The 23,290-nt window shown below is 41.8% G+C and carries 24 protein-coding genes; 3 read left to right on the forward strand and 21 right to left on the reverse strand.

All coding sequences use genetic code 11. From position 1 onward, the window contains the following. Positions 1-187: 187 nt before the first annotated feature. From DXD92_RS13515 to DXD92_RS19705, 8 genes are all read right to left on the reverse strand, one after another. Complete coding sequence (locus DXD92_RS13515) at positions 188-2,464, reverse strand: hypothetical protein (protein WP_118640733.1); 2,277 nt, start codon at positions 2,462-2,464, stop codon at positions 188-190. Positions 2,465-2,676: 212 nt separating this feature from the next. Next, on the reverse strand, positions 2,677-4,317 hold the full coding sequence (locus DXD92_RS13520; RefSeq protein ID WP_158581788.1) for a TIM barrel protein: 1,641 nt from the start codon (positions 4,315-4,317) through the stop codon (positions 2,677-2,679). Positions 4,318-4,523: 206 nt separating this feature from the next. Beyond that, positions 4,524-4,697 (reverse strand): DUF4250 domain-containing protein, encoded by a 174-nt coding sequence (locus DXD92_RS13525; RefSeq protein ID WP_022461670.1) that lies wholly within the window; start codon positions 4,695-4,697, stop codon positions 4,524-4,526. Continuing rightward, entirely contained in the window at positions 4,694-7,300 is a 2,607-nt protein-coding gene (clpB, locus tag DXD92_RS13530; RefSeq protein WP_117510089.1) for an ATP-dependent chaperone ClpB, read from the reverse strand. The genes DXD92_RS13525 and clpB overlap by 4 nt, the downstream gene beginning before the upstream one ends. Positions 7,301-7,558: 258 nt before the next feature. Continuing rightward, positions 7,559-8,776, reverse strand: coding sequence for a tyrosine-type recombinase/integrase (locus DXD92_RS13535; protein ID WP_118640806.1), 1,218 nt, complete (start codon positions 8,774-8,776; stop codon positions 7,559-7,561). Between the two features lie 105 nt (positions 8,777-8,881). Next, entirely contained in the window at positions 8,882-9,076 is a 195-nt protein-coding gene (locus DXD92_RS13540) for a hypothetical protein (RefSeq protein WP_005423220.1), read from the reverse strand. A 457-nt stretch (positions 9,077-9,533) separates the two neighbouring features. Beyond that, on the reverse strand, positions 9,534-9,773 hold the full coding sequence (locus tag DXD92_RS13545; RefSeq protein ID WP_005423216.1) for a helix-turn-helix domain-containing protein: 240 nt from the start codon (positions 9,771-9,773) through the stop codon (positions 9,534-9,536). Then, entirely contained in the window at positions 9,763-10,458 is a 696-nt protein-coding gene (locus tag DXD92_RS19705) for an RNA polymerase sigma factor (RefSeq protein WP_243035660.1), read from the reverse strand. The genes DXD92_RS13545 and DXD92_RS19705 overlap by 11 nt, the downstream gene beginning before the upstream one ends. Before the next feature lie 233 nt (positions 10,459-10,691). Between DXD92_RS19705 and DXD92_RS13555 the strand changes: the two genes are divergently transcribed. Continuing rightward, a complete protein-coding gene (locus tag DXD92_RS13555) occupies positions 10,692-11,051 on the forward strand; it encodes a helix-turn-helix transcriptional regulator (protein WP_117458671.1) in 360 nt (119 codons plus the stop codon). Between the two features lie 163 nt (positions 11,052-11,214). Here DXD92_RS13555 and DXD92_RS13560 read toward each other — a convergent pair whose 3' ends face one another. The 7 genes from DXD92_RS13560 to DXD92_RS13590 form a co-directional block, all read right to left on the reverse strand. Continuing rightward, on the reverse strand, positions 11,215-11,823 hold the full coding sequence (locus DXD92_RS13560) for an L-2-amino-thiazoline-4-carboxylic acid hydrolase (RefSeq protein ID WP_158546304.1): 609 nt from the start codon (positions 11,821-11,823) through the stop codon (positions 11,215-11,217). Between the two features lie 16 nt (positions 11,824-11,839). Continuing rightward, positions 11,840-12,040, reverse strand: coding sequence for a cysteine-rich KTR domain-containing protein (locus DXD92_RS13565; protein WP_442345882.1), 201 nt, complete (start codon positions 12,038-12,040; stop codon positions 11,840-11,842). A 100-nt stretch (positions 12,041-12,140) separates the two neighbouring features. After that, complete coding sequence (locus tag DXD92_RS13570) at positions 12,141-12,752, reverse strand: methyltransferase family protein (RefSeq protein ID WP_055158668.1); 612 nt, start codon at positions 12,750-12,752, stop codon at positions 12,141-12,143. A 5-nt stretch (positions 12,753-12,757) separates the two neighbouring features. Next, positions 12,758-13,171: a hypothetical protein gene (locus DXD92_RS13575; RefSeq protein ID WP_006857579.1), complete on the reverse strand. Its 414-nt coding sequence runs from the start codon at positions 13,169-13,171 to the stop codon at positions 12,758-12,760. After that, on the reverse strand, positions 13,164-13,613 hold the full coding sequence (locus DXD92_RS13580; protein ID WP_158293293.1) for a LytTR family DNA-binding domain-containing protein: 450 nt from the start codon (positions 13,611-13,613) through the stop codon (positions 13,164-13,166). Before DXD92_RS13580 ends, DXD92_RS13575 begins: the two co-directional genes overlap by 8 nt. Positions 13,614-13,730: 117 nt before the next feature. Further along, a complete protein-coding gene (locus tag DXD92_RS13585; protein ID WP_118208109.1) occupies positions 13,731-13,955 on the reverse strand; it encodes a hypothetical protein in 225 nt (74 codons plus the stop codon). A 105-nt stretch (positions 13,956-14,060) separates the two neighbouring features. Further along, complete coding sequence (locus tag DXD92_RS13590) at positions 14,061-14,528, reverse strand: hypothetical protein (RefSeq protein ID WP_055158613.1); 468 nt, start codon at positions 14,526-14,528, stop codon at positions 14,061-14,063. A gap of 128 nt (positions 14,529-14,656) precedes the next feature. Between DXD92_RS13590 and DXD92_RS13595 the strand changes: the two genes are divergently transcribed. Next, complete coding sequence (locus DXD92_RS13595; protein ID WP_055158612.1) at positions 14,657-15,187, forward strand: PadR family transcriptional regulator; 531 nt, start codon at positions 14,657-14,659, stop codon at positions 15,185-15,187. A gap of 84 nt (positions 15,188-15,271) precedes the next feature. On the opposite strand, the gene DXD92_RS13600 is transcribed toward DXD92_RS13595, so the two are convergent. Then, on the reverse strand, positions 15,272-15,790 hold the full coding sequence (locus tag DXD92_RS13600) for a nitroreductase family protein (protein ID WP_025579184.1): 519 nt from the start codon (positions 15,788-15,790) through the stop codon (positions 15,272-15,274). A gap of 123 nt (positions 15,791-15,913) precedes the next feature. On the opposite strand from DXD92_RS13600, the gene DXD92_RS13605 reads away from it, so the two are divergent. After that, positions 15,914-16,237, forward strand: a complete 324-nt coding sequence (locus DXD92_RS13605) for a winged helix-turn-helix transcriptional regulator (protein WP_025579182.1) — start codon at positions 15,914-15,916, stop codon at positions 16,235-16,237. Between the two features lie 65 nt (positions 16,238-16,302). On the opposite strand, the gene DXD92_RS13610 is transcribed toward DXD92_RS13605, so the two are convergent. From DXD92_RS13610 to DXD92_RS13630, 5 genes are read right to left on the reverse strand one after another with little or no spacing between them, the layout of a single operon-like run. Further along, positions 16,303-17,205 carry a conjugal transfer protein gene (locus DXD92_RS13610; RefSeq protein WP_118640737.1) on the reverse strand — a complete coding sequence of 301 codons (903 nt, stop codon included), beginning with the start codon at positions 17,203-17,205 and terminating at the stop codon, positions 16,303-16,305. 14 nt (positions 17,206-17,219) lie between these two features. Continuing rightward, positions 17,220-18,227 (reverse strand): bifunctional lytic transglycosylase/C40 family peptidase, encoded by a 1,008-nt coding sequence (locus DXD92_RS13615; RefSeq protein WP_118640739.1) that lies wholly within the window; start codon positions 18,225-18,227, stop codon positions 17,220-17,222. Next, the gene (locus tag DXD92_RS13620) at positions 18,224-20,362 is read right to left on the reverse strand and encodes a CD3337/EF1877 family mobilome membrane protein (RefSeq protein WP_118640741.1); all 2,139 of its coding nucleotides are present in this window, start codon (positions 20,360-20,362) and stop codon (positions 18,224-18,226) included. The genes DXD92_RS13615 and DXD92_RS13620 overlap by 4 nt, the downstream gene beginning before the upstream one ends. Continuing rightward, positions 20,359-22,812: an ATP-binding protein gene (locus DXD92_RS13625; RefSeq protein WP_118640743.1), complete on the reverse strand. Its 2,454-nt coding sequence runs from the start codon at positions 22,810-22,812 to the stop codon at positions 20,359-20,361. Before DXD92_RS13625 ends, DXD92_RS13620 begins: the two co-directional genes overlap by 4 nt. After that, entirely contained in the window at positions 22,799-23,188 is a 390-nt protein-coding gene (locus DXD92_RS13630; RefSeq protein WP_005611098.1) for a conjugal transfer protein, read from the reverse strand. Before DXD92_RS13630 ends, DXD92_RS13625 begins: the two co-directional genes overlap by 14 nt. Positions 23,189-23,290: the final 102 nt, after the last annotated feature.

Raw genomic sequence — 23,290 nt, forward strand, 5'->3', positions numbered from 1 at the left:
GCTCTCGCTGACAGCTTAGTTATAATAACACCGCCCAAAGCAAAAGTCAACACATTTTTTCGAATTTTCTTATTTTTAGAAAAATATAGTTAATTCTGCATATTTTGTATTTTATCTGACTATTTACAATCTATCCGAAACCGTCCAAAAGAAAAGGCGCCTTCCGGCGCCCTTTCCCTTTCAACTCTTATTTCTCACGTTTACGATAAACAACTGCTCCGACCACTGCTGCTGCAGAAACGCCGAGCAGGATCACCCACAGCATCACCTGTGTGCGGTCTCCCGTGTCCGGACTCTTTGTTGCTTTCTTCAGATAGAATACGGTATCCGCCTGGCCCTTGCTTGAAACGATCGAAATCGTATGCTTGCCTTCTGCCAGACTCTTTGTATACTCTGCCTTCAGCGTAACCTGCGTATTCTCTTTTCCAGCCGTCACATAATTCTTCGCATCAATCTCTTTCTGGTCGATGAGAACCTTTTTGAGATCCTTTGCTTCAAAATCTGCGGTGAAGGAAAGCTCCTTGCCCTGCATACCTGACTGATTGACTCCTTTGGTAATCTTCGGAAGATTCTGCGCAGTCATCGGTTTCTGTTTCAGGCCGGCAATCGCTTTTTCCAGCGCTGCCGCATAACCATCCACCATCTTCTGCTCCGTGATATTCTTTCCGCGTACAATCGCTGCTTTTGCATCATTGACTGCTTTTACGCTCTCGTCCGTGTATTTCTTCAGATCGTTTGGAATCTTCTTCACTGCGGCATCTACTTTGCTGTAGTCCGCATCTTTATACGTAAGGCCGGCAATCGCTGCCTCGATCTTTTTTGCGTAACCGTCTACGCTCTCCTGCTCTGTGACCGGCCGCTCGGTTACGACGCTGTTCTTTGCATCTTCCAGTGCTTTTACAGACGCATCGGTATACAGACGGAGGTCCGCCGGAATCTTTTTGATGGCTTCCTCTACTTTGGAATAATCTGCTTTCCGAACCTGCAGTCCTGCCAGTGCATTTTCAATTGCTGCTGCCCAGCCGTCTACTTCTGCCTGATCCAGAATGGTTTTTCCACTTTCTACGCTGTTGATCGCTGTCTGAAGCGGCTGAATGCTTTCTTCCGTATAAATACTCAGATCATTCGAAACTTTGGCAAGAGCCGCGTCTACGGCGCTGTAGTCCGCCGGTTTCAGGGTCAGTCCGTCAAGAGCTGCTTTCAGGTTCTCTGCAAACTGATCGACTTCCTCCTGCCTGCTGTCATCCAGATCCCATACAATGGCTTCTTTTGCCGCATTCAGTGCTTTTACACTCTTTTCGGTATAAATGGATAAGTCTTTCGGAATCTTTCCCAGGAGTTCTTCCACTCCCTGATAATCTGCCGGAACCGGTTTGCGTACCAGTGCTGCAATTGCATTCTCCAGTGCTTCCGCATAAGCATCAACTGCCTGCTGCTCTTCTATCGTTTTGGTGCGGTCGATGGATGCAATGACTGCATTCAGTGCTTCCACGCTCTCTTCCGTATAGATAGAAAGATCTCCCGGAACTTTGGCAAGTACTGCATCAACTTCTGTGTAATCTGCGCCAAGAAGCGTCAGTGTGTTTACTGCTGTCTGAATGGCTGCCGCATAACCATTTACGGTTTCCTGTTCAGCTGATGGCAGGTTCTCTTTTACCGCATCTTTTGCTTTCTGAACAGCTGCCGCGCTTTCTTCTGTATACCGGCCCATGTCCTCCGGTATCAGCGCCAGCGCTTCTGTTACTTTGGTGTAATCTGCGGCTTTTACAATCACAGTGAATTCCTGTGTGAAGTCAACGCCGGTTTTCTTTCCGTCTTTGATTGTCGCCAGAAGTTTTACGGTTCCGGCATTCGTTACTTTCAGGTTTGTGCCGTCTAAAACAGCACCTGTCATTCCGGCATCCGTGATTTCCCATGTGATCTGTTTCTGATCTGCATTTTCTGGAACTGCTTTGCCCGTCAGTGCGGTGGTTCCCGGGATTTCTTTCGGTATGCCCTGGATTTCTGTTACAGCTGCGTACTCATAGGTTCTTATCTGGATTTCAATGGCATCTTTTGTTTCCGTTTCTGCGATCTTTGTTACAATCCAGCTTCCGTTCCAGCTGTCTGCATTTTTAAGCAGATAATCTGCCGGAGCCTTTTTGGCCTTTTCCGTAAGATCCTTCAGATTCCAGGAAGCCGCCGCTGCGATCACAGCCTCTTTTTCTGTTTTTATTCTTTCTTTGTCATCTTTCTGATCTTTCTTTTCATCCGGATTTGTTTTTTCTGAAAGTATTCGGATTTCTCTGTTCTCTGCATCATTTTTAATCTCCGTATCTTTGCCGAGAACGTCGCCTGCTTTCAGCGAAAGCTCTCCGAACTTCCACGTTTTGGCTTCCTCTTTTGCGAATGCCATGGTTGGGAACATCGTCACGATCAGAAGCATGGACAGTACAAACGAAAGCATTTTTTTCGTTTTCTTCATAACACAAATCCTCCTTTCCTTTTGATTGTTTTGCAGCCGCCATGGGCCGCAGTTTCTCTTGTTACTTTCATTATACGTGTGTCAGAAAAAGAGTCAACGGGTCGTAAAAATTCGTAAGAATTCTTGTGCATTTCCGCTAAAATACTTTCAACGTTTTTTCACAATACTTCCATGAATTTTTACGGCCCGTCAGATTTTCTTAAGATATTCCTTTATTTGTGATGAAGCACATATTTCACATACGCAATTCTACGGCTGTCCGGTGCCCAGGAGTTGACGTTGATACTGCCCTGGCCGCCGAAAAGATCCAGCAGTTTTTTCTTATTCTGTCCGTCATAATCCATCATTCCAAGCGATACATACATGTTCGGCAGATGCTCATTCGGTTCCAGCTCACCTTTAGCGAAGGTCAGGTAAATGACGTGTTTTCCATCCGGCGAAACGTGGCCGAACCAGTTGTTGGCATCGGAATCGGTCATCTGGGTGAGACCGCTGCCGTCACGATTCATCCGCCATACCTGCATCAGACCGCTTCTGGTGCTGTTGAACCAGATGTGCTTTCCGTCCGGTGAATACTCCGGACCGTCGTTGTAGCCCTTGCCGTCCGTCAGGCAGGTTTCCTCGCCGCCGTCTGATGGAATCGTACAGATCTCAATGCGCATAGTCTCCTCCTCCGGCTTTTTGCGGAAGGCACAGTACGCAAGCTCTTTTCCGTCCGGCGACCAGCCGTGCAGATAGCTGAGACCCGGTCCGGTGAGGTCTTTTGGTTCACCGCCTGTCATCGGGAGCACGTAGATGTGGGATTCATACGTTCCATCTGTGAGTTCCGGCGGCATGCAGCTTACCGCCAGCAGCTGGTTGTCCGGTGACGGAACGTGGTCATTGTTGCACTGCACGCAGAAACCGGTATCAACCTGCTCCACATGGTCTTTGTCGATCTCATAGCGGTAGATTTTTCCATCCGCATTATAAAGCAGGGTGTTTCCATCGTTCAGCCAGTTCGGTGCCTCGATGATTCCCGGAAACTCATGCAGCACGGTTTCTTCTCCGGTCTCCACATCCATCGTGCAGAGAATGCTGTCGGTGTTGTCTCTGTCCCCTGTCCATCCGGAGAGCATTTTTCCGGCGCGGCAGGTATCCTCCAGTGTTGCCGCATCCATATCCACAATCTGCAGTGCACCGTTTGCGCGGGCGAACTGGAAGCAGGCTTTCAGATCAACCATGCCTTTTCCAAGTGGCGCTTCCTGGCCGGTGATTTTCATATCTTTATAATGAACGGCTTTGACTCGGTCCGCATGCGCCCAGAGGAACTCTTCCGGGTCGACGCCGCCGCAGTACATCCAGCCGGCATCTACTTCTGCTCCGACTTTTTCACCGCAGGCTTCCAGGAGATATTCGTACGCTGTTTTTCCATTCACGCGGATACAGATATCTTCTTTTTCGTTGTGGATCAGAAGACCTGCTCCGGCTTTTTCCAGTTCTTCTGCCAGTTCGCGGTATCTTGCAGCGGTTTCATCCAGAACATCTTTTGTCAGGCGTGCCGGGCTCTTTACGACAAACCAGGAAATGTGGTATTTCTGCGCCAGTTCTGTAAGAATGGCAAGTTCTCTTTCATAGTGGTATTCATCCAGGAAAATGTGGACCGCATGAACCTCAATGTGGTATTTTGCAAGCAGCGGCATTGCCTGCTCCAGATCCTCCGGGATCCAGAAACCGTAGTCCCTGGCATCAACACGGAATCCGAGACACGGCTCGATCTGGCGGTAGCCTGCCTCATAGATTTTCTTTAAAAATCCTTCGGGATCCTGTTTCCATTCTTTGGATACCCCATACATCTGTACACCAAAATACATATTGGTTTCCTCCTTCTCCAGATCCGCTGTTTCCCCATTTTCAGCGGATTTTCTTTTCCTCCATTTTACCACATTTCTTCTATTATAGATATGATTTTTCCTGTCAGTTATAAGAAACACGCTTTGCGTAAAAAAGGCGCCCCGTATGTGTTTTTTCCACATACGGAACGCCTTTTTCCGCCATTTTTTTCAGGGCCTGGTTATTCTTATACAAACTGGTTCGTTTTCTCATCGTACTCATAGTCGATGAGCGCCAGTTTTTCCCGCAGATCGGATTCCTCTGTCTGCATGGCCGCGCAGAATTCTGCGAGCGACGGGTAAAAATCTCTTAACTGCGTATTGACATAGCTCAGCAGCATTACGGGATCTTTCGGCATCATTCGTCTACTACCTCCACACCTGGTTTGATCATTGCCTTCAGGCCGCCGTTTTCCACATCCAGAAGGATCGTATCGCCCTCGCTGACCTGACCGCCAAGGATCAGTTTTGCGGTGCTGGTTTCTACCTCTTTCTGTACGAAACGTTTCAATGGACGGGCGCCGTAAACAGGGTCGTAGCCGCCCTCAATGACAAACTGTTTTGCAGCCGGGCTCAGTTCGACGGTAAGCTCCTGGTCTGCCAGACGTTTGTTCAGTCCTTTCAGCAACAGATCTACGATATGACCAATGTTGTCTTTTGTCAATGGTTTGAACATAATTGTTTCATCCAGACGGTTCAGGAACTCCGGACGGAAGTGTGCACGCAGATCCTGCATGACCAGGTTTCTCGCCTCTTCGGAGATGCTGCCGTCGTCCTGAATGCCGTCCAGCAGATACTGGGATCCGATATTGGAGGTCATGATCAGGATCGTATTTTTAAAGTCTACGGTACGGCCCTGGGAGTCGGTGATACGGCCGTCATCGAGTACCTGCAGCAGAACGTTGAAGACGTCCGGATGCGCTTTCTCGATCTCATCGAACAGAACAACAGAATATGGTTTTCTGCGCACTGCCTCGGTCAGCTGGCCGCCCTCCTCGTAGCCTACATATCCCGGAGGCGCTCCGATCAGACGGGAGACGGAGTATTTCTCCATGTATTCACTCATATCGATTCGAACCATGTTGTTCTCATCATCAAACAGCTTTTCTGCCAACGTTTTCGCAAGCTCTGTTTTACCGACACCGGTAGGTCCAAGGAACAGGAACGAACCGATCGGTTTTGTCGGATCCTTGATTCCGGCTTTGGAACGGATGATCGCATCCGAAACCTTGGTGACTGCCTCATTCTGGCCGATAACTCTCGTGTGAAGTTCATCTTCCAGGCCGAGGATCTTAGTTCTCTCACCTTCGGTCAGTTTTGCAACCGGGATTCCGGTCCAGCGGGAGACAATTCTGGCAATCTCTTCATCCGTTACACTCTCGTGTACCAGGGAGAGATCTTCATTTTTAACTTTTTTCTCTTCTGCTTCCAGCATCTGCTGTAATTTCGGGAGTTCACCGTACTGCAGTTCAGCGGCGCGGTTCAGATCGTAATCATTCTTTGCTTTCTGGATCTGGCGGTTCATGTCCTCGATCTGCTCACGCAGTTTGGACAGTTTCTCAACGGAACTCTTTTCATTTTCCCACTGTGCCTTTGCAGAATTGAAGGTATCCTTTAACTCAGCCAGCTCTTTCTGCAGTGTTTCCAGACGCTCGCGGCTCAGATTGTCGGTCTCTTTTTTCAGTGCGGCTTCCTCGATCTGCATCTGCAGAATCTTACGGCGCTGCTCATCCAGCTCGGCCGGCATGGAATCCAGTTCTGTCTTGATCAGAGCGCATGCCTCGTCGACCAGGTCGATTGCTTTATCCGGCAGGAAACGGTCGCTGATGTAACGATTCGAAAGGGTTGCGGCTGCAACGAGGGCACCGTCGGTGATTTTTACGCCGTGGTAAACTTCGTAGCGCTCTTTTAAGCCACGCAGGATGGAAATCGTATCCTCTACGGTCGGCTCATCAACCTGAACCGGCTGGAAACGGCGCTCCAGGGCAGCATCTTTTTCGATGTACTGGCGGTACTCATCCAGCGTTGTGGCACCGATGCAGTGCAGTTCGCCTCGTGCCAGCATAGGTTTCAGCATGTTTCCGGCATCCATCGCGCCGTCGGTCTTTCCGGCGCCGACGATCAGGTGCAGCTCATCGATGAACAGAATGATTTTTCCGTCGCTCTTTCTGACTTCCTCCAGAACGGCTTTCAGACGCTCCTCGAATTCGCCACGGTATTTTGCACCGGCTACCAAGGCTCCCATATCGAGGGAGAAAATGGTTTTATCTTTCAGGCTCTCCGGTACATCGCCGTTGGCGATTCGCTGGGCCAGGCCTTCTACGACTGCGGTTTTACCAACACCAGGCTCACCGATCAGAACCGGATTGTTTTTTGTCTTACGGGACAGGATACGGACAACGTTCCGAATTTCGGTATCACGGCCGATAACCGGGTCCATTTTCTGGTTTCTGGCTTTTTCTACGATATCCTGGCCATATTTTTCCAGGGTGTCGTATGTTGCCTCCGGGTTGTCGGTGGTAACTCTCTGGTTTCCGCGCACGGTGCTTAATGCCTGCAGGAAACGTTCTCTTGTGATGCCGTACTCCTGAAACAGTTTTTTCATGGACGGGCTTGGGTTTTTCAGCATTGCCAGGAAGAGGTGTTCTACGGAAACATACTCGTCTCCCATGGCTTTCGCCTCATCCTCAGCATTTACCAGTGCTTTATTCAGATACTGACCGATATACGGCTGACCGCCGGATACTTTGACGCGGTCGTTCAGTGCCGTCTCGACACGGTTCAGAAAATGTTCTTTGTTGATTTCCATCTTTTCGATCATTTTCAGAATCAGGCTGTCGTCCTGATGCAGGAGATTATACAACAGATGCTCCTGCTCTATTTCCTGGTTGCCGAAATCGTATGCGGTCTTTTCCAGGTCCTGTACAGCCTGCAGCGATTTTTGTGTGAATTTACTGATATTCATAATCGGCTTCCTCCTTATCTATTTGGGTGCTAACATTCGCTCCGAACAAAAAGAGCGTTGATGTGAATTTTCTTTTCTTTCTTTGTTCTAGTCGTACTATAACACTAGTTATTAGCACTGTCAAGAGGTGAGTGCTAATTTTTTGAGATTTTTTTTGCAAACCTTGATTTTACGAGGTTTGCAACACTTTTTCTTCCTTATAATCATCACTTTTTCTTGGTTTGACACCATTTTGACACCAATTTTTTATTTTTGGTGTCAGCTAATTGCTACGCTTTCTAGCCTTGTGATTTCACTCTCAATTCTGGACATCTCACTTACATGGTTATATACGTCCATTGTTACATCTATGTGGGCGTGTCCCATAATATATTGAAGAACTTTTACGTCTATTCTCTTTTCTGCCATTCTGGTACAAGCCGTATGTCGCATAATGTGAGCAGATACCTTTGGTAACAATTCAGCATTTCTATGTTCAGTTTTTGCAATTTGAACTTCTTTTTTGTTATATGCGTCTACAATATTATATAAGATATTGTTTATCGCATTAGGCATGAGTGGTCTGCCGGACTTTGCCATGAAAATGAATCCTTTATAACCGTCTATCTCAACATCTTTTCCTTTTTGAAGTATAAAGTTTAATTTCTTTTGTTCTTCAAATGCTCTTTGTACATCTGATGTCATAGGGATAGTTCGGATTCCAGAATCCGTCTTTGGCGTGGAAATATGGAATTTATAGCCATCTCCTAAATCTTTATAAATCAACTGATGGTCAATACTTACCGCTTTTGTTCTGACATCTACATCTTCCCAAGTCAATCCAATCAGTTCTCCGCACCTTACACCAGTTCCTAACATGATTCTGAGCATTGGATAGTAGGTGTTGTATACTTGATTATTTTTCACAAATTCCAGCATTTTTTCCTGTTGTAAAACTGTTAAGGCAATACGTTCTTCTGCCTGTCTACCATAATCACTGATAGAAAACTTTGCCGGATTCTTACGGATAATATCATCATCAACAGCCATTTCCAGTGCCGGATAAATCATATTGTTAATAAATTTTATTGTAGAATATGCGTATCCTGCTTTAGAAAGTTTTGAGTAAAACGATTTGATGTGTGATGGTAAAATCTGAACAACCTTGATGTTTCCAATTTCGTCTTTGACACGATTCTCCCATGTTTTCAGATAATTTGCTCTAGTAGATTCTTTCAGCTCCCTAGTGGACATATATCTTTCAAACAATTTATTAAGAGTAAGTTTTTTGATTGCTCCATCAGTTAAAATGTTATCTTCCAAGTCTTTTGCAATCTGCTTTTCCTTTTCCCTTAATTCCGGTAAATCCTTTGCATATACTGTCAGACGTTTTCCGCTTCTTATATCTGTATAACGGTAACTGTATCTACCATCTTTACGCCAGCTTTCGCCCTCTCTTAATTTTCTTCCTTTATGGTCTTTTCTGCTATTTGCCATGAGAAACATTCCTTTCTGTAATAGCCCCCTTTTTTGTTCTCATGACGTGGTTATGTCTATAAATATTATACCATATATCACAAGAAACATAAATGAAAAAGGGTGTTATTCTTCCAGATATGAGAGGTAATTTTTGACTTTTTCTACCGAATAAAGAACCCTACGTCCAATCACAATTTTTGCTCCTGCCTGTTCTCCAATCTTTCTTGCAGTAGCATGACCACAAGATAACATTGCAGATAATTTATCTATATTTACCGTTATCGGCTGTGAGGTTGGTCTTTCTTTTGTTTTGTTCATCTGTCAGTCCTCCTTTTACCGACCTGTATTATCGTCATTTTCTGCACACCAGTAAAAGTATCACTCTCCTTTACCATGTGCTTTTTACAAGCAATCAGACGGCTTCGGCAAGCTCCGCTGGTATCTCAACCATTCCCATTCCTGTGGGCTAAACCGTGTCATACGGGTGTATCATTATCCTGTGTTGCAGGTCATGGCAGAACGACTTTTCCAACGGTCGCTCCCAGATCATTGCATGAATCGCTATCTCCCGATTGGAAAAGTCACGGCGTACAACCTCTGATGGCTCACTGCAAGCACAAACGTATCTGACTGCTTTATTCACTTGTCAAAGAACTGTTAGGCTCTTGTCAGCCTGTATCAATTCATTTTTACAAATGGACTGATACAGAATGATAAGAAAAAGCGGAACAGGAAAGAGGGGAGTTTATTAAATCATGCTCCGCTCAAATATTACTTAATGTTCGTCTATTTCAAATTCACATATCATTTTTAAAAGGGCTTCTCTGATACGCCCCTTTAATTCCATATCAACCACAATGTATACGTTGCCGTATTCATCGTAAAACGGGCGTAAACAGCATTTTGATATGTAGGCTTCATAGAACAGCAACAGCTTTTCTATGGCGTTTTCGTTACCGTCCACGGCTGATGATATGAGAAAAAATGATGGAAGTGTGTGTTGCTTATTCTTCATTTGTTTTCTTCTCCTTTAACTGCTTTCTGATTTCTTCAAGTGAATTTCTTCTGTGCCTGTATGATGTGCTTCGGTTGATGTTCAGTTTTTCGCCTATCTCCGAATCGCTCATATCCAAGAAGAAAAACATCAATACAATGTTTCGGCTCTGCTCCGGCAACTGTTTCAGTGCTTCTGCAAGTTCTTCATCAAGTACACGGATTTCTGTACCGCACACATCGAATGTTGTATATTCACTTTCGTAATCGTCCCATACAATCAATTTCTCAACAACAATCTCTGGAAGCTCACAAAAGGATACTTCCTTTGCCTGTCGTCTAGCTAATTCCTTGCGGTAGTTACGGACAATGCCTTTCACAACCTTTTTGAGCTTACAGTCAAACTGACACTGTATTGTTTTTTGGAAGTCTGATGGTTTCAAAATCACACCCCCTTTCGCTATGAAGTGAAAAGTATGTATCCCTCTTTCCGCACCATATCTGTACGGCAGGGTGTGATTTGTTGCAGAATTGAAAAACTTTTTGAAAATATGAAAACAGCCTATTTGCACCAATAACAAATAGACTGTTTTTAAAACACCTGATATATGAGTTTTTAATTCATGTTCAAGGGCTGATGATATACTAAGAAAAAGAGAAAATAAATTCGGTTGTCGGTATAGACTGCCTGTTTTACTTAGAATCACAAATTGCTCCTTGACCAGAGCAAGCCTGTGAAAATAGAAAAAGGACAGCTCTGGTTATACCAAAACCGTCCCTATATTTTTGGACATTATAAAAGAGATTACCCACAGAACGGTTTTTTTTATTTACCGAACGAGGTAATATTTTTACTTGAATTTACAGTGCATATAATATGAGTTTTTAACACATTCTAATCACATAACATGAAGTATAAACTCATGCTAGGTGATTAAAAATGAGAAAAAAGAAAGATACTCACAGCTTTGATTTTCGTCCTTTAGGACTGGCAATCAGAGAAGCCAGAGAAAAAGCAGGGCTTTCCAGAAATGATTTAGGCGATAAAGTCTTTTACGGAGAACGTCATATCGCAGATATTGAAAATATCGGAAAACACCCTAGCTTTCAGTTATTCCATGATTTAGTTACCATGTTCAATATATCTGTTGACGAGTATTTCTATCCAGCGAAGAATGTTGAAAAAAATACAGCCCGCCGTCAGATAGATTCGTCACTTGATTTATTGACTGATAACGAATTAAAAATCATTCAAGGTACGATTGACGGTATCTTGAACAGCAGAGAGGATAAGAAGTGATTTGCTTCTTATTTTCTCTGTTTTTCTATACAGATTCTTCAACATTTATTTGTTGATCTGCTCCGCAGGTAACAAATAAGAGCCGACAATCTATAAGTTACAATAACTTACAAATTATCGGCTCTGCGTCTTTGCGTCTGGCTCTTTGATGATTTGTATTTTTTTACTTTCCGCGAATAAAATGGAAATCGCAACAATTAGCGCCTTCCCCGATTGTTCCTAACCTTTCAAATCTAATTTTGGGTTTATATCCTGCAAAGGCAGTTACATCACTCTGGCAAAACACCGTGCACAATTCGGGACAACAATATTTTTCACACATTTCTTTATAAATACAGCGAACTATGTCAAAATGGATTTCTTTGTAATCATATCTTCTCCATTTCACCGTAAAACCTTCTATTGGATATTTTTTCTTCATGTGTGATTTAGCAAACATCTTGAACAAACTATATGTAAAAGGCATTTTTGTAAGCTTGGTATTTTCTTTTGCTTTATAGTTAGCATTGCGTTGTATTTCTTCATGAGCAACCGCAAGTGCTTTTTCTTTGGTAAAACCGTTTTCTATGAGGGTTATATATACACCTATTGTTGGTAGTATTCTGTTAAAAATATGCTCGTTCATCTCGTCATTTTCAAATCTTATTTCATATTTACATAGGTCGGTATATTTTTGACACATTAAAGAATAAAGCAACTCAGCTTGTTTTTTCCCGTATTCTCTTGATAAATCATCATATAAAAAATTCAAATCCGTTTCCTTATAATCCAAAATTAGCATCTCCGTTTCATACAATATTTAGTTTATCTCGATTATCAATAACTGTTACTTTCAGATACTTTGCTTTAATCAATGTTTCCCGCTTGCACTTCGGACAGAATAACGGAAAATTTATCAATTCTGTATCGTTCCGTATTTTGGTTCGTGTCTTATTGTTACAAATAGGGCAAAACACCCACGATTGATTACTCATAAAAGCTCCTCTCATATTCGCTTAATCTTACAAATTTATTCTACAAATTTTATTTTTTCATAAAAAATAACTAGTCAATACCATTACTAAAGTTATCCCCAAGACATCAGCAATTTTAATATATATATGGAAAAAGTTTATATGTTTTTTCTTTATATAAGTTATATTCTTTGAAATATTTTTGTAAAACTGCTTCTTCAACATTTATTCTTATTTGATAGCAAACAAAGCTACAAATAGCAACTATCAATATAGCAGGGATATTCTTTAACGCAATACTCACGCCCAATAATGACAGAATACTTCCAGTGTAGGCAGGGTGGCGGACAAATTTATACATACCATTTGTTATTAGCTGTTGTTCTTTACTAATCTGAACATTTAATGTAAATGCCTTTTTTAAAGTTAAAACAGCTTTTATACGAATACAAATCCCGACTGCTATAATTAACATACCAATTTTTGCAAAGTAAGCAGGCAACGTCAATTCTCTTATGCAAAATGGAGCTTTTTGACTGATACATAGAAAACTAATTATCAAACAAAATACAAAATTTAAATATAACAACCATTTCGTTCCTAAATCTCTAGTGTCAATTTTTTCAGTTCTATTTTGCTTTGAACGTGTATAAAAGAAAATAAATATTTCGGAAATAAGTAAACACATTAGCAACACATTAAATATATAATATTCAATAGCACTATTAAATTTTGTCATATCGCCCATTACTATTACCTCTTATTCCTTAATTTTAAAAAATTGTTTATTTCATCAGCTTGTCTTTTGGAAATATGATAAAAATAGCAATGAATAGCTATCATAATTAAAATATAGACACATGAATACCATGTAATGTTAATTGCACTAAACGCAAACCATTTACCTATAAATGCCACACCAATGGTTATTGGATATAATATAATCATTTCAGCAATAAAGTGATATATATATTTGCTAAAATCTATAAATGATAGAAGCCAATCGACAATCACTGACACCATAAGATAAACAAACACCTGCAAAATAAAGAAACAAAATCTGTCTTTAGAATATCCTGCTATAATATTGCTTATCGTTGCATACAAAATAATAAATGTAAATGCCATAGAAAATGCAGGAAGATATGTCCTTAAAAATTTATTCATAATAGCCACTCCTTATCTTATCTCTTAGAATAGGAATATATTTTCTTGAAACAATTAGATTTTCTTCATTGTTAAGTTCTGCCAATAATCTGTGGTTAGGGTAAGGTTTAACACAGACCAGACAAGAAATATTCAATAAGGCTGTTTTGCTTATCCTTACAACATTTGACCTTATTAAATCTTGTTCAATAGCAGAAAGTGTCTTTTTACATTCAAATATTTTTTGTTGAGTGTACATAAATGTTTTTTTATCAACAGTTTCAAAATACAAGACTTCATTTAATGGTATCTGATACAGCTTTTTTTCAAAAATTCCTTGTATAAGATATTCTTGTTGACGGATATATTGAACAATCCGATTTAAAGGTTGGGTCATACTTGAATATCGTATATCTATTTCCGGTTCAGCCAAATCTTTTTTTTCCAATAGTTGCAGTTTCAATATGCCTTCCTCCATGTACTTTAATAGAAGTTTAATATTTCTCCAAAACAATCGCAAGCACTTTAAGTTCAAATACCCTTAACAGTATGTAAAATACCCACATTCCACTTTATTCAATTAAAGTTTTATTTCCTTTGTAATTTTATAGATATATTCCTCTGGCGTGGGACACTTATTTCCAAACAGCTTTTTGAAATTCGCCTGTACCTCTGGGTCTGTACTGTTCATGGCTTCATCAATAGTAACCTGTATATTTTCCCTTAATTCCGATACAGAGACACCGCTTGCCTTTGCACCAGCCTTTAAGATTTTTTTCATATCTCCTTTTTTTAGTCCTATCATGTAATACCCCCATGTAATCTTATTTTCTAGCCATCACTAAATAACTGGATTTATTTTTCGATACTGTATAACTTTTATAATCTGTCATAAGTAAATCCCTTCCCGCTAATATCGTTCAATATTTCCATTATAGTTATGAGCTTTTTCAAGAAGTGGACCTTTCGCCCCCATTGTAAATGCAATATCGCTACTTCTAATACACAACAATTCATTTCCTATATCAAGATTTAACTGTTTTAATAGCTGTGATGTAAACTGAATACTACCATTTTCCTTTAGAGGAAGCCACGCATATTTCCGTCCTTTATATGTAACCAATGTTCCTCGTGGAATAGACTGTTTTTCTAACTGTGGACACTCATGTAAAATATGACTTAATTTTGACTTAGATAATAGAGGATATGTCGTTACGCAAAACCCACCCGTAACCTTACTTCCTGTAAAGATAATGATTTTATCATCATTTAGTACTTGATATTCTTCAAGTGCTTGCGTTGGAAATTGAACGGTTAAATCATCATGTATCAAAGATAGTCCAAATACGAATTTTCCGCCTTTATTTAATTGTGGCATAAGCACATCTCCTTTCTCTTTCATTTTCCAGATATTCGTGTTATAATCAAACTAGAGTAATATAATATAATACTACTCTATATATAGAGTATCTTAAATCATTGTATTTGTCAAGGAGTGTGAAATATATGTTATCAAAATCAGCTACTATGCTTTTAGGGCTTATTACTCATCAACCACTTAATGCCTATGAAATTGTTAAAACTTTAGACTACATGAATATCAAGTATTGGTTCAATATTGGAACGTCTACTGTATATGCCACAATTAAAACTCTAGAGAAAAAGCAATATCTCGTTGGTGAAATACAGAAGGACGGTAATATGCCCGATAAAACTGTTTATTCAATCACGGAACAAGGAAAAGCAGTATTTTTGGAGACTTTGCGAACTTCTTTTTTGAAGTTCGATTATGATACGAATATTTTTTCTATCACAGCATTTTTCCTTGATTGTTTACCAGAAAAAGAACAAAAGACGCTGTTAGAACAGCGTATGACCGTTTTACAAGAATATCTTGCTGGTATTCAAAAACAACATACAGAAGAATGGGAAAAACAAGTTAATCCATATCATGTTGCCAATCTACAACGTATGACGGATATTGTCTTAGCTGAAATTAGCGGTACAGAACGACTTTTTAAAGCTACAACAAAATAGAATATATGGAAATAAGGCTTGCGGAGCATACTATATAGAGTATGACGCAAGCCTTTTGTCCCAACCTATAATCTCTGTCCAAATTTATAAATAATCATAAGAAACTAATTCTTCCATAGGAATACGTGTTTCTGAATGACGTTCTGAATCTTCTGCAATACCTTTTCCATAACCGATAGCCAAAATATTGATAGGCTCTAAATTATCCGGTAACTGAAATTCTTTCTTGATTACATCTGGTTTAAAAAAGCATACCCATACAGTTCCTAATCCTAATTCTGTCGCCTGCAACATCATATGATCTGTTAAGATAGAAGCATCTATATCTGTCGTCTGTTTATTATCAAAAGGTCTTGTCCATGCCTTTGAATGGTCTGCACAAACGATAATTGCCAGTGGAGCATTGTAAATATTTCCAGCTTTAGCAATGCTTTTTAATCGCTCTTTGTCCTGTACCACTAACAATTTAACCGGCTGTAAATTCGCCGCAGTTGGTGCAACATGAGCACAAGCAAGTATTTTTTCTAACTTTTCTTTTTCAACTGGTTTATCTTCATATTTTCTAACAGAATATCTTTTCTTAGCAATATCTAATAATGACATATTAAAATCTCCTTAATTCTTGTATATTAGGTCAACCTGTACTATAATTCTATCTGAAATAATATTTTTATACAAGAACGCACTATTTTGTAATATACTATCTAAAAAGGAAGTGAAGATATTATGGGAAATAATTGTTGTGGTTTTAGCTGTCCAGTTGAGGCAACCATTCAACTTATTGGTGGAAAATATAAAGCTGTTATTTTATGGCATTTAATGAACAAAACGTTACGGTACAATGAAATTCATAAACTAATTCCGAAAGCGACTGATAAAATGCTAGCTCAACAGCTTCGAGAGCTTGAAAAAGATGGACTTATTAACCGTAAGGTTTATCCAGTTGTTCCTCCAAAAACAGAGTATTCTTTAACAAAATTCGGGGAAACACTGACACCCATTCTTGATGAACTATGTAATTGGGGAGAACAATATTTGATTCAAAAATAAATGTCATGGTAAATAACTTTTTATAAATTATTTACCATGATATTCTTTTAGCATTTTTTACAAACTTATTCTACAATCTTCCAGTTATCGTCCTTATGAAGCACAAGGTCATACTGTGAAATTTGCGTCATTTTCGACTTGTTATCCAGATACTTTACGGACACGCTGACCTTGAGGTTATTGCCATCTTTGGTAAAGACAGGGTTTACCAGTTCCGAAAATACATAGTCGCCGGATACAGGAGCAAGCACTCCGTCTTTGACATAATAGGCAAGTTCCTTTTTCGTAGCTGTCGGATAGAGCTTAAAGAATGTTTCTAAGAAAGCGGTAGCGTCCTTGACTGTATCGGAGCTGACACTGACATCGGCTTCCTTTGCTTTTGGTTCATACTTTGATTTCTGCACTGCCGGAGCAAGGGTAGGATTCTGGGTAATGACCATTGCACCGTCCTTATCCACATGAACGGTCACGGTGTAGTTTTCTGTGACTGCCTGTGTCTGTTCTCCCTCTTTTACCTGCTGATCTACTTCGTAGGCAACGGTAAAATCGTCCGTTCCAGACTGTTCTACATTCCAGACCAGCACATTTGTAACCGTAACACTGGTTGGTATGTCTGTTCTGATGGTATCAGCGTTCAAGTCCTGTAATTCTTTGGTAAGGTATTTACTGATTTCCGTTGTTCTTGCTTCAATGGCTTCCTTGCTGGTATCCCATGAGTAGTAGGCTTTCGCAAAGTTCTTGACGAAATTTTCAATACCGTTGGTATCGTTCAATCTTAGCTGAATGATTTCTTTTTCATGTACCGTGTGGGTGTCAATGACGGTAAAGTTCTTATACACACCAAAGCTGGTGCTTGCTAAAAGCACCACCCACAACAGCAGGACAGATTTCTTATGTGTCCCGACTTTCATGGTACGCACTTTCTTATTCTTAGGTGCTTTCTCTGTTTTTTCTTTCTTCTTAAACATATTTCAAGTCCTTTCTATTGTTTGATTCTTCCGGCACAAATGATGTGCTGTTGCCAGTAGGCAGAGGTCAAATCGGTATAGCCGATTGGATTTCCGGCATGATACATCTGATTGTTCCCTACATAGATTCCTACATGGGTTACATAGTCGCTGGTATTATAAGTGGAATGGAAAAAGACCAAATCGCCAGCCTGTGCCTGTGACAATGGGATATGCTGGATTGCGTCATACTGTGCCTGTGCGGTTCGTGGCAGACTGATTCCGGCTTTTCCGTAGCACCACTGGGTAAGACCAGAACAGTCAAAAGAGGTGTTCGGGTTACTGCCACCGTAGACATACTTCCAGCCTTGATATTTCAATGCTTCATTCATAACCGCCTGTACCGTTTCATTACTGAACTGTTTTATGTTCAGATATTGGTTGACCAGCTCCACATAAAACATATTTCCGTAGTTATAACGCCAGCCACCATTTTTACTAACCGCTATCGGGTTCGTATAGGTCACTTTTGTACCGCCGGATTTATTCTTTGCGAAATTCTCTGCAAGATTGAAGCTGTGCTTTTTCCCGTTCTTCGCCACATAGTCTGCATAGCCACCACCATAGTTATAAGACTGAATGACCACGTTAATGTCATTCATGCCTTTTGCTTTACAGGAAGAAAGCAGGGACGCAAAATATTTACACCCCTGCTTAATGGATTCTTCTGTACTTAGTGAGTTTGGCGGTAGTCCCAGACTTTCGCTGGACTGCATGACATCGGTAGCCGTACCGCCACTTTCCACCTGTATGATGGCAAGCAGGACGTTCACATACTCCGAGATACCGTTTTCTCTGGCGTATTTTTCTACCATCGGCTGATGTTTGAGGACATCGGCTGACAGGTTCATTCCAGAATAGACAGGCGAATAGCTGTTGGAACTGTCGTCATCTTCGCCGGAAATCAATATCCCGAAAAAGAGAACGATGGAGAAAAGGACAGGAAATATCGTACCTATGATAAGGATACGTTTTAATCTCATTTCTTCCGTCCTTTCTCTGAATGTTTCGTAACAGTTTTACGGGCAGATTTCCCATTGACCTGTGTTTTCTGTACCGTAGATTTCTTATGATTACTGATGGATTCCGCTACGTTTGGCTGATTCGTTCTGGAAACAGATTTAACCTGCTGTTCCTGTCTGATATTGGTTCGGACAGTTTCTTTTCCAATCTTGACTTCTGCATTTTTTATCGCAGGAGAAGTAGCAGGACATTTCATATCCGGCTTCGTTACCGTATCGGTCTGTGCAGGTTTTGGAACAGGTGTTGCAACAGGGCGTTCATGGCTTCTGGTAGCTCTGGCTGTCGCTGATCCATTCGCATGAACTGTCTGCCTTGCTTCCTGTGCTTTCTGTAATTCCTGCTTTTTCTGTGAGATATTTTCCCTGTGCAGGTTACGTTTCTGTGTACGCTGTTCCTGTCGGTTTTCCCGTTCTTCCACAACGCCACGCTTAAAGTCTGATACATTATCCTTTGCTTTCTGTTTCGCAGAGTGAACAGCATAACCAGCCTGTGTCGGCAAGTCTTTTACATTTTCTTTTAGAGAAGAAGCACCGTCACGGACTTTATTTTTTGTATCCATCACAGCACCTACCGCAGAACCGACACGGCTTCCCATGCTGGCAGAGGTATTTTCCCGTTTCTTTGACGGTTGGTTCGTTGCTGGCTTTCCGGCTCTGGCAATACTTGCACCTGCCACCGTACCTGCAACACTTCCAGCACCAACAGCCCTTGCAATTCGGTGTTCCATACGTCTTGCCCTGTGTCGCATGAACACCATCGGTCTACGGAAAATCCGGCGACCTATCTGCTGGCTGTCATTGGCATTTAGGCTGAACATACTCATTAGTTCTCCAAGCTTCATGTAAATTCCGGCAAAACAGATTATCTGCAAAAACGCCACCATAAAGAACGGATAGTCTGTGGAAATGTTGTAGAACATACTGGAAATCGAAAATGCCACAGTCACAATCAGCGTGATTCCAGCTCTTGTCATAATGGCGTTGAATACACGGACAACTGCCTGTTTCGCCATGTTCTCATAGGTCGGTATCATGGAAAGTAAAAAACTGACAGGCAAAAACATGGCATATATGATAAATAGTATCTGGGAAAATAACATCATGCCGGTAAGCAGGAAGATAAAAATTGTGATACCAAGATTGAAAATGAGCAGGAAGAACACCATGCCAAGACGGTTGACGACCTGTGGAATGGTAAGGTTGTCATTGTCGTTATCCTCAATCTCTGTTTTCACAACATTTTCTCTTGTTTCTCCATCTTCATCGGACGGGCTGGCTGATACCAGAGCTTCCACACGGTCAGCCCCGATTTCTTCGGTATCGCTGTTCCCGAACTGCAACAACAGCCACGGTTTTTCTACCTGTATCGCAAACAGGCTGTCACGGATAAGGTCTACGCTGTCCTTGCCTTTGCTTTCTGAATCGGGGAGCATGATTTTTGTCCCCAAGTCCAGAGAAGCGGTGCTGATGTCCGAACTGAAATCATTGATTTTCTGGATATAGTTAGGAGCATAAGCAATAAAGGAAGCCGAAACGATGAACACCACCACAAAGTTGATAACAGCGTGAAGTGCTTTGCTTGTTTCCCGTTTGAGAAGCCCTGTATAGGCGGTGTAAACACCTACAATCAGAATGATAATGAGCAGGAATCCCACATAGAATCCACTGCTGGAAAATCCATGTTCGGTCACTCCGGCAAGTGTCTGGATACTTTTTCCGATACTGTCTGCCATGTCATTGATAAAGTCCAGCTTATACGCCTGTTGCACCACATATCCAGTGGCATTGCTAAGATACAGGCTGATTGTCCAGACAAAATTTGTGATACAGTAAAGCCCGTACTGCACCGATTTTCCAATGCCGTCAAGCCAGTTCCACGGAAGCCAAGACCAGCTATTGTCCACATAGAAATCAAGCTGATAATTGGAAAGCGGATACTTTGAATACAGGTTGTCTGCATTGACCGTATCATCGACCAGTCCAGACGCATGAGCTACCGTCCCAAGCAGGGACAACAGTACCAGCGTGACGGTCACGGCAAGCAGAACCAGTTTCAGTACATGGAATACCTTTTCTCTTGTGATAGATTTCATCATTCCAAATCCACCTCACTTTTTATCGGCGGTCTGGTGTCAAAGGCATGGAGCAGTTCTACAAAGACAGGGTGTATCTGTACCACGCCGACACGTCCGTATAAATCCTGCATTAAGCATTGTCCGTTCTCCAAATCCCTCAACCGTTTCTGGTTGTTTTCGTCCTCACTGTCCAGTCCGAAAAACTCTAAGGTCTGTTTGATTTCATTGGTATCTGTGGAGCGGAACGCAAACTTTAAGCCGATGTTATTTTTCAGACTTTCTTTCGATACGTCCCCAGAGGATTGTGTCACGAAATAGACTCCGGCGTTCATGGCTCTACCAGCACGCACCAGCTTATTTGAGAGTGTTTCTCCTTGTGCCACATTTAAGAACGCCCATGCTTCGTCCAAGTCTACAATTTTAAAAATACTTCGGTCACTGTGAATAAAGTCAAGGGCAAAGGTACTGATAACAATTAAAATGGATACCGACAACAGCTCAATGGTCGTGTATTCCTCAAAGGTGGTATCCTTATCCGGCAGAACCAAATCTGCAACCTGTATGATGTTGAGCTGGTTATCCAGACTGATTGCATTTTCCACCGAACCGTCCGAGAACAAAAGCTGTGCAAAATCATAGTCAGTAAAACTTTCGATATGGTCTGCAATGTTACGGGATACGGCGGTATCCTCTTTCCGTAGTTCCTCAATGACCTGCAACAGCCCGTGGTTCTGATTCTGGGATACCGTGCGGACAGCTTTTCTAAGGACAGGAAACTTTTCGCCATCACGACTGCTGATACCTGTAAGGAACGTCAGAATATCAATGGCAAGACTTTCAGCGTCCTTGACATCTTTCATAATCACATACGGGTCTAACAGCCCTTGATTGCTGGAATCACTGGTAATGTTTACAATGTTGATTTCCTCTGCAATCTCCGGCAGTGTTTCTTTCCAGTTCCCACGCTCACTTTTCGGGTCTAGGATAACTGCCTGTCCACCGAACAGGACGGAATAATACACCAGCAGGTTATTACAGAATGATTTTCCACCACCAAGCGAACCGACAAAAGCAGAAGCCAACGCATTTGTGACCGTACCTTTTACCCCTTGACTGGCAAGGGACGGTTGCAGGTAGACATTTCTTCCTGTATCCACGGAATATCCGATATAGATTCCTGTATTTTCGCCCAACATCTGGGTAGCACCGAAACCAAGTCCGGCTAAAAAGTCGGATTTCACATACTGGATATAATCATTGATATAACGTTTGCTGGCTGGAAGAAACTCTCCATGCAGTCCCATCATATCTCCGGCAGGGCGAACCAGCTTCACATTCAAATCATCGTAAAAGTCCTTGACTTCATCACAACGGCGTTTCAGTTCGTCAAGATCGGGTGCAGATACCCGTATGACGTAACTTAACTTGTACATACTTTCCTTGCTCTGGTCTAAATCTGTTTCCAGTTCATCGACACTGTCTAAGGCTTCCACCACATTTGAACTTGTTTCATTTCCGGCTTGATAGGCGTGATTGTCCAAGTCCTTTAATTCCTTTTTCTTATTACGGACAGTGGTTAAGGCTTTCTTATTTCCGACAATCTCAACATTCATGGACGTATCCACAGGGAATGTGAACTGCTGTTGCTGGAAATAAAAGATTTCCGATGATGGGAAGTCCAGTTCTCCGACAATGGCATTGACCGTAAAGTAGGACACATAGCTTTCACTGTCCTCATGTTCCAGACGCAAATATCGCTGGCTTTCTTCCACCACGCAACGGGTAGGACGGATAAGGTCATAATACTTAATCAGTGTTTCTCTTTTTAATTTTCTTTTTGGAAGAGGATACTCATAATCTTCATAGGCTATCCCGTCCCTGCCGTAGAGGTGTTCCATCAGATACGCAAAGTCTTTGGCTTCCAGTCGGCGGATTTTGAACCTACGGGAGATTTTGTTTTCCAGCAGTTTTTCCATCTTCACATAACGGTTGATTTCATCATTGCTCATAGAAACAAAGTCGTTCATCAGCGTATGCCTTACCTCATTCAAAAACTCACGGAATGTCAGAAATACCGATTTTTTGATGTTCTTCAGATTGACTTCGTCCTCTGTGACCATGAGCTTGAATCCCAGAAAGAAACGGTAATCTACTTGATTGTCGCCTATCATGGATACAAGGGCTTCGGTCTGGTCGTCTATCTTTTGGATTGCTACCTCACGGAGCTTTCCAGTGACCAGCTTCTTTGACTGTTCCTGTATGCTTCGGATTGAACTTTCAGTTGCAATCTGCAACGCATGAATCTTTCCCTCACGGGACTGTGCGATAAGCTGACGGAAGCTGTCATGCACAAGGTATTTCTGTTCTGGGGATAAGAATGAATAATTGTACGGTATCAGCTCATAGTAGGCGAACACCTCATTGTCCTTATTCCAGACAAGGTTATTGTCGATATATTTAATCGGGAACATAGGTCACACTCCTTACTGCCGTGATAGTTTCCTCAAATTTCTGCTTATGCAGGTTCACGGCTTTTCCGGCATAAGTCACTTTGGGACGCAGAGCATACAGTACCATCGTCTTGATGTAACTGTATGGCTTTTTCCCGTCAAAGGTTTTCTGTGACATAAACCATGTAAGGGCAACGGGAATCCCGAAATATTTCAAAAACGCACCCTCAATCATGGAAAGTGGCGGTACATCTGCAAACAAAATAATGATAAATTCCGTCAGCACAAACCATGTAATCTGGGTAAAGGTCACAGGGAATGGCAGGTTGACATCATTGATGGCATACAGAACCTTTTCCACGTTCCAGATACTTGTATAACTTCGGATTTTCTTCACTTGTAAATGCTCCTTTCTTCATTTTCCTAACAACAGGGACAGCCGGATTTTCCAGACTGCCCCCAAGAGAAAAGCTGACAGTAGCACCAGTGGCGGTGCTGA

It is taken from the genome of Blautia sp. TM10-2 (assembly GCF_003480845.1).
Classification (GTDB): Bacteria; Bacillota; Clostridia; order Lachnospirales; family Lachnospiraceae; genus Fusicatenibacter; species Fusicatenibacter saccharivorans.

Bases quoted from the DNA above. Each gene is read 5' to 3' on its own strand.
- DXD92_RS13520 (WP_158581788.1), bottom strand. From the start codon at position 4,317: ATGTATTTTGGTGTACAGATGTATGGGGTATCCAAAGAATGGAAACAG.
- DXD92_RS13515 (WP_118640733.1), bottom strand. From the start codon at position 2,464: ATGAAGAAAACGAAAAAAATGCTTTCGTTTGTACTGTCCATGCTTCTG.
- clpB (WP_117510089.1), bottom strand. From the start codon at position 7,300: ATGAATATCAGTAAATTCACACAAAAATCGCTGCAGGCTGTACAGGAC.
- DXD92_RS13575 (WP_006857579.1), bottom strand. From the start codon at position 13,171: ATGAATAAATTTTTAAGGACATATCTTCCTGCATTTTCTATGGCATTT.
- DXD92_RS13585 (WP_118208109.1), bottom strand. From the start codon at position 13,955: ATGATAGGACTAAAAAAAGGAGATATGAAAAAAATCTTAAAGGCTGGT.
- DXD92_RS13615 (WP_118640739.1), bottom strand. From the start codon at position 18,227: ATGAGATTAAAACGTATCCTTATCATAGGTACGATATTTCCTGTCCTT.
- DXD92_RS13610 (WP_118640737.1), bottom strand. From the start codon at position 17,205: ATGTTTAAGAAGAAAGAAAAAACAGAGAAAGCACCTAAGAATAAGAAA.
- DXD92_RS13590 (WP_055158613.1), bottom strand. From the start codon at position 14,528: ATGCCACAATTAAATAAAGGCGGAAAATTCGTATTTGGACTATCTTTG.
- DXD92_RS13525 (WP_022461670.1), bottom strand. From the start codon at position 4,697: ATGATGCCGAAAGATCCCGTAATGCTGCTGAGCTATGTCAATACGCAG.
- DXD92_RS13605 (WP_025579182.1), top strand. From the start codon at position 15,914: ATGGGAAATAATTGTTGTGGTTTTAGCTGTCCAGTTGAGGCAACCATT.
- DXD92_RS13535 (WP_118640806.1), bottom strand. From the start codon at position 8,776: ATGGCAAATAGCAGAAAAGACCATAAAGGAAGAAAATTAAGAGAGGGC.
- DXD92_RS13545 (WP_005423216.1), bottom strand. From the start codon at position 9,773: ATGAAGAATAAGCAACACACACTTCCATCATTTTTTCTCATATCATCA.
- DXD92_RS13555 (WP_117458671.1), top strand. From the start codon at position 10,692: ATGAGAAAAAAGAAAGATACTCACAGCTTTGATTTTCGTCCTTTAGGA.
- DXD92_RS13570 (WP_055158668.1), bottom strand. From the start codon at position 12,752: ATGGGCGATATGACAAAATTTAATAGTGCTATTGAATATTATATATTT.
- DXD92_RS13565 (WP_442345882.1), bottom strand. From the start codon at position 12,040: ATGAGAGGAGCTTTTATGAGTAATCAATCGTGGGTGTTTTGCCCTATT.
- DXD92_RS13620 (WP_118640741.1), bottom strand. From the start codon at position 20,362: ATGATGAAATCTATCACAAGAGAAAAGGTATTCCATGTACTGAAACTG.
- DXD92_RS13600 (WP_025579184.1), bottom strand. From the start codon at position 15,790: ATGTCATTATTAGATATTGCTAAGAAAAGATATTCTGTTAGAAAATAT.
- DXD92_RS13625 (WP_118640743.1), bottom strand. From the start codon at position 22,812: ATGTTCCCGATTAAATATATCGACAATAACCTTGTCTGGAATAAGGAC.
- DXD92_RS13540 (WP_005423220.1), bottom strand. From the start codon at position 9,076: ATGAACAAAACAAAAGAAAGACCAACCTCACAGCCGATAACGGTAAAT.
- DXD92_RS13595 (WP_055158612.1), top strand. From the start codon at position 14,657: ATGTTATCAAAATCAGCTACTATGCTTTTAGGGCTTATTACTCATCAA.